This window comes from Pseudomonas sp. GM24 (genome assembly GCF_000282235.1).
Taxonomy (GTDB): Bacteria; Pseudomonadota; Gammaproteobacteria; order Pseudomonadales; family Pseudomonadaceae; genus Aquipseudomonas.
The window spans coordinates 1-3,394 of the sequence record NZ_AKJR01000285.1; the positions used below are offsets into that span (position 1 = coordinate 1).

The 3,394-nt window shown below is 59.3% G+C and carries 4 protein-coding genes; 3 read left to right on the plus strand and 1 reads right to left on the minus strand.

What is annotated here, in order from left to right; translation table 11 throughout:
* Window positions 1-60: 60 nt before the first annotated feature.
* Window positions 61-531, minus strand: a complete 471-nt coding sequence (locus PMI23_RS26750) for an Lrp/AsnC family transcriptional regulator (protein WP_007913818.1) — start codon at window positions 529-531, stop codon at window positions 61-63.
* Between the two features lie 126 nt (window positions 532-657).
* Here PMI23_RS26750 and PMI23_RS26755 point away from each other — a divergent pair, with 126 nt between their 5' ends.
* The 3 genes from PMI23_RS26755 to PMI23_RS26765 all read left to right on the plus strand — a co-directional run bounded on the left by PMI23_RS26755 (window position 658) and on the right by PMI23_RS26765 (window position 3,260).
* Window positions 658-996 carry a hypothetical protein gene (locus PMI23_RS26755; protein WP_007913816.1) on the plus strand — a complete coding sequence of 113 codons (339 nt, stop codon included), beginning with the start codon at window positions 658-660 and terminating at the stop codon, window positions 994-996.
* Between the two features lie 92 nt (window positions 997-1,088).
* Window positions 1,089-2,873 (plus strand): GspE/PulE family protein, encoded by a 1,785-nt coding sequence (locus PMI23_RS26760; protein ID WP_007913814.1) that lies wholly within the window; start codon window positions 1,089-1,091, stop codon window positions 2,871-2,873.
* Window positions 2,874-2,939: 66 nt separating this feature from the next.
* Complete coding sequence (locus PMI23_RS26765) at window positions 2,940-3,260, plus strand: DUF2388 domain-containing protein (RefSeq protein WP_174245147.1); 321 nt, start codon at window positions 2,940-2,942, stop codon at window positions 3,258-3,260.
* Window positions 3,261-3,394 lie beyond the last annotated feature (134 nt).

Genomic DNA, 3,394 nt, shown 5'->3' on the forward strand with positions numbered 1-3,394 from the left:
GCTCCTACAGGGTGTACACCCGCCCCATGTAGGAGCTGCCGCAGACTGCGATCTTTTGCTTTATCGCAAGACAGGCAAGCTGGTGGTGGACTTGATCTCCGATAACGCCACAATCGAATTCACTTCCTGTATCCCCGGCACCAGCGACAGCTTCTCGAAGAAGAACCGCTCATACGCCTCGATGTCCGCCGCAACAATGCGCAGTAAAAAATCCACCGCCCCCATCAATACATAACACTCCAGCACCTCCGGAAACCCGCGAATCGCTTCGGTGAACTCAGTGAAGTTCGAACGCCCGTGTGCGTTGAGTTTGATCTCGGCAAAGATCTGCGTATTCAGGCCAATCTTCTTGCGATCGAGCAAAGTCACCTGCCCGCGAATGATCCCCTCTTCTTTCATCCGCTGAATCCGCCGCCAGCACGGCGATTGCGACAGGCCGACCTGCTCGGCGATCTGCGCGCTCGAGAGCGATGCGTCCTCTTGCAGCAGGGCGAGAATCTTGCGGTCGTAGCTGTCCAGTTCGCTGTGCATAGAAAAACCTCAATAACCGGATTATGCGAATTGACCTTTTCGATCAGCCGTCATTAACGCTGATCATAGCCAAGAAATACCCCGCGCCGAATGTAAAAATTCCTCCAGTGATTTTGGAGACCCGCCATGCCGCACCTCGAAGCCGTAACCACCGCGCCAACCCGCGCCGATGTCTGGAACGTCAGCAACGCCCATTGCCTGGCGCAGTATCAAATCCTTGCCGAGGCTGAACCGGATCTGCTGGTGCGGGTGTTGAATCTGTTCGCGTTGCAGTTCCTCACGCCCGAGCAGGTCAACGTGCAGCGCATGGACGATCTGCTGTCGATCGACCTGGTCATGGGCGGTCTCAGTTGGCATCGCGCGCAAGTGATCGCGGAAAAACTTCGTAACCTGATCAGCGTTTGCTCGGTGAATCTGCAAAACGCCGACAGCGCTTGGGATGCGCGGACGCAAGCGGCCGGCTGACAAATCCGGCAACGCCTTTGTCGGGTAGTGGCCCAACGGTCTACCGGGCCGCGACTATCCTTTTGCGCACTGTCGTTCAAAAGGAAGCCCGCATGTCCGTTCAATTCGCCACTCAGGACCGCTGGCTGGAGCTCAATGATGTGCTGCGTGAACTGGTCGCCCAGGGTTTTATCTGCCAGGACTCGGCGGAGCAGGCGCTGAATGCGCGCCGCCGTCACGCCGCGAATGACCAGATGCACCCGCTGGAATTCATCGCCAGCCAGCAACTGGACGACCTCAGCCGTCCGGGCAAACACCTCGACCTGGAAAGCCTGACCCTCTGGCTGGCGCAACAGGCCGGCCAGCCTTATCTGCGTATCGATCCGCTGAAGATCAACGTCGCCGCCATTACACCGTTGATGTCTTACGCCTTCGCGCAACGACACAAGATCCTCGCCGTGGCGGTCGACCGTGATGCGGTAACCGTGGCCAGCGCTCAGCCTTACGTCACCGGTTGGGAAGCGGATCTGACTCACGTGTTGAAGCTGCCGATCAAACGAGTGGTGGCCAACCCGGCGGATATCCAGCGCTTCAGCGTCGAGTTCTTCCGCCTGGCGAAATCGGTCAGCGGCGCCAGCAATGCCGATCAGCAGAGCGGTAACCTCGGCAACTTCGAACAACTGCTCAACCTCGGCGCCAGCGATCAGGAGCCGGACGCCAACGACGCGCACATCGTCAACATTGTCGACTGGCTGTTCCAGTACGCCTTCCAGCAGCGCGCCAGCGATATCCACATCGAACCGCGGCGCGAGCAAGGAACGGTGCGGTTTCGCATCGACGGCGTGTTGCACAACGTCTATCAATTTCCGCCGCAGGTGACCATGGCGATCGTCAGTCGCCTGAAAAGCCTCGGGCGGATGAACGTCGCCGAAAAGCGCAAACCGCAGGACGGCCGGGTCAAGACCAAGACTCCGGATGGCGGCGAAGTCGAACTGCGGCTTTCGACCCTGCCTACAGCGTTCGGTGAAAAAATGGTCATGCGAATCTTCGATCCGGAAGTGCTGCTCAAGGATTTCGATCAGTTGGGTTTCAGCGCCGATGACCTGAGGCGCTGGCAGGACATGACCCGTCAGCCCAACGGCATCATTCTGGTTACCGGGCCGACTGGTTCGGGCAAGACCACCACGCTGTACACCACGCTGAAAAAACTGGCGACGCCGGAAGTGAACCTTTGCACCATCGAAGACCCGATCGAAATGGTCGAGCCGGCGTTCAACCAGATGCAGGTGCAGCACAACATCGACCTGAGCTTCGCCGCCGGCGTGCGTGCGCTGATGCGACAAGACCCGGACATCATCATGATTGGCGAGATCCGTGATCTGGAAACCGCTGAAATGGCGATTCAGGCGGCGCTCACCGGGCACCTGGTGCTGTCGACGCTGCACACCAACGACGCACCCAGCGCGATCAGTCGTTTGCTCGAACTCGGCGTGCCGCACTACCTGATCAAAGCCACCGTGCTCGGCGTCATGGCCCAGCGTTTGGTGCGCACCTTGTGTCCGCATTGCAAGGCGCCACTAACGCTGGAAGACGAGGATTGGCAAACCCTGACACGCCCGTGGCAAGCGCCGCTGCCGGGCAACGCGCAACGTGCGATCGGTTGTGTGGAATGCCGCGACACCGGCTATCGCGGCCGCGCCGGTGTCTACGAAATCATGCAACTGAGCGATAGCCTCAAGGCTTTTATCACCCCGGACACCGACCTCACGGCGATTCGCCGGCAGGCGTTCAAGGAAGGCATGCGCAGTTTGCGTTTGTCCGGTGCGCAAAAAGTCGCGGCAGGGCTGACGACGGTTGAGGAAGTGCTCCGGGTGACGCCGCAGAGCGAGCAGAAATAGCCCATCACGGAACTGGATCGGGGGAATGGCAATCCAACGCCCTAGTTAACCCCCAGGAGTCACCTCATCATGCGTCTCAAACTTGCTGTTGCCACACTGGCCTTGCTGTCCCTTCCCGTTGGTTCGGCCATGGCGGACAGCTTTTGGCGTAACGTCATCTCGTCCGGCGCCACCACCGGTTCGACCTACCTGACCTTCAAGGATCACAAGCTGATCATCGCCGCGCAGGACGATGCCGGCAGCTTCGTTGCCAGCGACGGCGGTATTCGTGGGCCGTATCTGGAAGCAGCGATGCAGAAAGTCCGCGCCGACAATCCGGGCCTGCAGGCGTCGGACATGGAACTGGCGAACGCGATTCTGGCGAAAAACGCCGTGGCGTCCGAGTAACAAAAAATGCCGCTCAATCGAGCGGCATTTTTTTGCCCGGATTTCAGATTCACCACAATCCCTTGTAGGAGTGAGCCTGCTCGCGATAGCGGTGTATCAGGCAAATTTTCCGGTGACTGATCCACCGCTATCGC